At 65.4% G+C, this 4,699-nt stretch carries 3 protein-coding genes and 1 pseudogene; all 4 read right to left on the bottom strand.

Annotated features, from left to right (window positions below; all coding sequences use genetic code 11):
• Positions 1–394: 394 nt before the first annotated feature.
• Positions 395–592 (bottom strand): annotated as a pseudogene (locus APM_RS20850) (hypothetical protein); the annotation flags it as partial.
• 199 nt (positions 593–791) lie between these two features.
• A complete protein-coding gene (locus APM_RS17905) occupies positions 792–1,541 on the bottom strand; it encodes a hypothetical protein (RefSeq protein ID WP_241763210.1) in 750 nt (249 codons plus the stop codon).
• A gap of 97 nt (positions 1,542–1,638) precedes the next feature.
• Complete coding sequence (locus APM_RS17910; protein WP_007424812.1) at positions 1,639–3,009, bottom strand: sigma-54 dependent transcriptional regulator; 1,371 nt, start codon at positions 3,007–3,009, stop codon at positions 1,639–1,641.
• Entirely contained in the window at positions 3,009–4,397 is a 1,389-nt protein-coding gene (locus tag APM_RS17915; protein WP_007424813.1) for a HAMP domain-containing sensor histidine kinase, read from the bottom strand. Before APM_RS17915 ends, APM_RS17910 begins: the two co-directional genes overlap by 1 nt.
• Positions 4,398–4,699: the final 302 nt, after the last annotated feature.

A 4,699-nucleotide genomic window follows, 5' to 3' on the forward strand; every position in this document is an offset into this window, starting at 1 on the left:
AAAGATGCTCCATCGAGGGAGACATCACGCATTCATTCTGAAGCGCAACAAAATTTAAGCAAAAATCCTGCCATATAATAATAGCAAGCAAATACATATACTTATTTCAAATTAGGCGAGTGGAATGTAAAATGTTCTGACAGAAAATTTGATGAGTATCATCCAAAATTGGTAAATCTCGTTCGGTCGCGACCTCCTCTGATTGGTTTCCCCCGGAATGTGCCGCGTATGCGCGAAAATCAGGAATTACGACCACACCCGCCCCATAGGCCGCATGCAGGGTTTTCTGTTGCAGCGGCATGATCTACGGGTATGCACGAGTCTCCACCGACGGCCAGAGCGTGGCCGCCCAGGTCGCACAGCTGAAGGTCGCCGGCTGCGGGGAAGGGCAGTGTCAGGAATTCCGTGTATGGGTGGCGGTTGAACAGCAAGCCGCCAAGGCCCTTACGAAACGATCGTCGCAGATGACGGCGAACTGAGCTTTTGCGATAGCCCATTCGCGAGGCGGCATCGCCCAGTCTTTTTCTGAACGGTTCAGGATCAGATAGAGCTGCTTGGCCGCAGCCTCATCGCTGGGGAAATGGCCGCGCGCGGATCTCCCTGCATAGCAAGGTTGAGGTCGGCGAGACAGTGCCGCTCGCCGTCGACCTCAAGTAGATGCATCTTCTGGATGCGGAGTCCGGCGTCGTCGTCTGACGTCGCAAGGCGGGCTCCGTAATCTAACGAAACGATTCACGCGGCCGGAAGGTGATGTCCCGGCCGCGTTTCGATGTGGAGAAACTGCCGTCCTGTTATTTTGCGGGCGCCGGCTGCGGAGGTCTGGGCTGCCATCCCGCATGGTGCCAGGAGCCCGGTCCCGCCATCGGTCCGCGAGGCTGGAAACGGTGCGGGCGGTGCGGCGGCGCGAGCCGGGTCAGCGCGTCGAAGGATGGGCCGATCGCGCGCACCATCACCGCCTTGCCCAGCGCATTCGCAGTGCCAGCGCCGACCGCGGCGACGGTTGCGCCCGGTTTCAGGAGTGCCGCGATCTTCTGGTTGCCGAATTCCGGCGGCGGCAGATGCAGCACTGTGCCGTTCTCGAGCAGCACGCCGTTGCGGCGCCCGCCCGGATCGTAGAGCACCTGCGCGACCTTGCCATCCGCCATCATCCGCGTCGCGCGGTCATGGTGATGCGGGCCGAAACCGGCTGGCGGGCCGTTATCGACCACGCGCTGATGCGTCGTCGCATCGTTGATCGTGACGCCGCGTATTACGGGTGCGCCGGCCGCTTTCAGGCCGCGCACCGTAACCTGGTCGCCCTGTTTCACCGCATAGGCGATCTCCGTGGAGAGATAGGGCGGGAACAGGATCTCGGTGCCGTTCGAAAGAATCATCCCGTCGATCGCGCCGCGCGGCGTGATGGTGAAATGCGCCACCGTTCCGGAATAGGTCGGCAGGTCCTTGAGCGCCGCCCGGTTGCCAAGGGTTGCGGCGCTTGCCGCGCCGGTGGCGAGCATCGTCGTGGCGGCGCCGGCGGCGAGCATAAGCTTCAGTCGTGTCATGCGTATCTCCATGATGTCGACGGTATGATCCGTCGCCCTGATGCTCTGCACACGGCGTGCCAAACCATAACGCGTTGAACGGCAAGGGTTTCGGGAGTTACACGACGGAGGACTCGTCGGATCCGCCGACAGTCTCCGTCGGATTTTCCGACAGCGTTGTCAGCCCGTATCGATTGAGTCGGTCGTAGAGCGCGGCGCGGCTGATGCCAAGTTCGCGCGCCGCTTCCGTGCGATTCCCGCCGGCGCGGATCAGCGCGGCGCGGATCGCGACGATTTCGGCATCGGCGACAGTCTCCGCCAGGCGACGCGGCGGCGGCAGGGACGCGGTCTGGCGCGGCGATGGCGCGAGGGCGAGATCGGCCGCATCGATCACCCGTCCCGGCGCCAGGCTTGCCGCGCGTTCGAGGACATTGCGCAATTCGCGGACATTGCCGTGCCAGGGCCAGGCGGAGAGCGCGTCCAATGCGGCCTTGCTCAGCGTCGGCGGCGAGGCCGGGCGGATGCAGGCGAGGAGATGGCGGGCGATCGCCTCGATATCGGCCACGCGCTCGCGTAGCGGCGGCACGACGATCGGCAGCACGGCGAGGCGGTAATAGAGATCGGCGCGGAACCGGCCTTCCTCCACGCGTTCGGCAAGGTCGCGATGGGTCGCTGCGATCATCCGCACATCGATCGCGACCGGTGCGCCGCCTAGCGGCACGACCTCGCGTTCTTCCAGCACCCGCAAAATCTTCGCCTGGGTCGCCGGCGCCATGTCGCCGATCTCGTCGAGCAAGATCGTGCCACCTTCCGCCTCGCGGAACCGGCCGCGCCGCGCGCCGATTGCGCCGGTGAAAGCGCCGCGCTCATGGCCGAACAATTCGCTCTCCAGCAGATCGGCGGGGATTGCCGCGCAATTCACTGCGACGAAGGGTCTCGACGCGCGGTCGCTGAACCGGTGGATCGCGCGGGCGACGAGTTCCTTGCCGACGCCGGTCTCGCCAAGGATCAGCACGGTCGCCTGGCCCGAGGCGGCGAGGCCGATCCGTTTCTGGACTTCGCGGATCGCCGGACTCGTGCCGATGATTTCGCCAGGCGCGACGGAGTCTGCCGGGGCCGACGTTGTCGCCGTGCCGGTAAGCGCCCGGTCGAGCAGGGCTTCGAGATCTGCGCGGCCGACCGGCTTGGTCAGATGATCGAATGCGCCAAGGCGCATCGCGGCGATCGTGTTCTCACCGGTCGCGTAGGCGGTGAGCACGACGACCGGCAGCGCCTTGTCGCGCGATTTCAACGCTTCCAGCGCGGCGATCCCGTCCATGCCTGGCATGCGGAGGTCGAGAAAGACGAGGGCGGCCGGGTCCGTCGCCAGTGCCGTCAGGGCCGAATCGGCGCTGGCGAATTCGGCGACGTCATGGCCGAAATCATCCAGCGCCTCGGCAAGGCTGGCGCGGAACCCGGCATCGTCGTCGATCACTGCGATCCGCGCCATCACGACACCCCCCTGAACCTTATGCGGAACCGCGCGCCGTGCTCGGATGGGTCATGGACCAGCGTGCCGCCCTGGGCGCGGATCATCTCGCGGGCGATGGCAAGGCCGAGCCCGTTCCCCTCCGGCCGCCCGGTGACGAAAGGCTCGAAAAGATGGGCCGCGATCCCGGGTGCGATTCCTGGCCCGGTATCTTCGATGAGAATCGTGAGACCGTCCGCATCGCGTGTCGCGGTCAGCCGCACCGTATCGTCCTCGCCGCAGGCGTCGATCGCATTGCGCAGCAGGTTGTCGAGCGCGCGGAGGGTCAGCGCGGGGTCCAGCGTCCAGAAGAGGCCCCGATCGTTCGTTTGGATCGTGACGCCCTTCGCCGCGGCATATTCTTCGAGCGGTGCGCGCGCCTCGCCGAAAAGCTGTGCGAGCGATGTCTCTTCAGTCTGCGGCGCGGGCGCGGCGGCGAAGCCCAGCAATTTTCCGGTGAGCTTTTCCAGCCGCGCCGATTCCGCGAGGATGCGGTCGAGGGCCGCGCCGCGTCGTGCGGCGTCGCCGGCCAGGCCGGATTCCGCGCGGAGGCGAATCGCGCCCAGGGGATTGCGGATTTCATGCGCCAGCCCCGCCGCCATCCGTCCCAGCGAGGCGAGTTTCTCCTGCTCGGCGATGCGCGCGCGGGCGCGGCCGAGGCGGGCGGTAGCGCCGTTCAACGCGGCGATCAGCCGGTCAAAATCGGGTTCGCCGGTCAGTGGTAGTTTTGCTTCGGGGTCGGTGGCGAGGCCGGCCTCGACGGCGGCGAGGCGGCGGGAGAAGCCGAGCACCAGACGCGTGAGGAACCAGGCCGAGACCATAAGGAAGAGCAGCAGCACGGCCAGGCCGCCGGCGGCAAGTTTCGAGAAGGGCGTGCGCAGTAGGTCGAGCCGGACGATGGTGAACCCCGCAAGGTCTTCGGCCGGGCTGCCAAGTGGGCAGGCGGCGATCACCGCACGGTCACCGAACCCTCCGCGCTGGCGCAGCACCAGATGGTCCGCGTCCAGCGCTGCCGCGGTCGCCGTGGAGATGCCCGCGTCTTGCGGCGTATCGACGCCGATCGACGCGAGTGCCGTGCTGCCCAAGACGATGCCGCCGGCGACATCGGGAAACGGCCAGAGCCCGAAGGCCGCAACACCTCTCAGCCCCTTGCGAAACGCCTCGTCCTGCGGCGCCGATCCAAGCCCGGCGCTGTAGAATCCATAGGCTCGCGCAATCGAATCGCAGGCTCGGGCGGCGACCTGCCGGTCACGCGCGAGGCTCGCCGTCGCCGATTGATGGAACAGCCCGATGATCAGTCCGCCCGCGATGATCGCGGCGATCAGCGAGATCGACCAGAGCAGCGCGAGTCGGGCGCGAAGCGAACGCATCCTCGGAGCGTGACCGATCGGCGCGCGACACGCCAGAGGCTCAGACAAGCTGACAGGCTGCGAACCAGGCAATCGTCCCTGCGTCGTCATCAACCAAAGTTCAGGGGCATACGGGAAAAGCGACAAATTTCCGGTGTTTAAGGGATATTGAGGCAACGAAAGCCGTGCGGTTTCTTGATACTTCATGACGCATCATGATAAATCAAGGAAAGATTGGAGATGTATCATGGCAGCCCAAACCCGTGAAAAATTCGCGACCCAGGTGAATTCTGAGATTCTCTCCGCGGTGCGCCGCCTGGCTC

The sequence above is a fragment of the Acidiphilium sp. PM genome, from assembly GCF_000219295.1.
Taxonomy (GTDB): Bacteria; Pseudomonadota; Alphaproteobacteria; order Acetobacterales; family Acetobacteraceae; genus Acidiphilium; species Acidiphilium multivorum.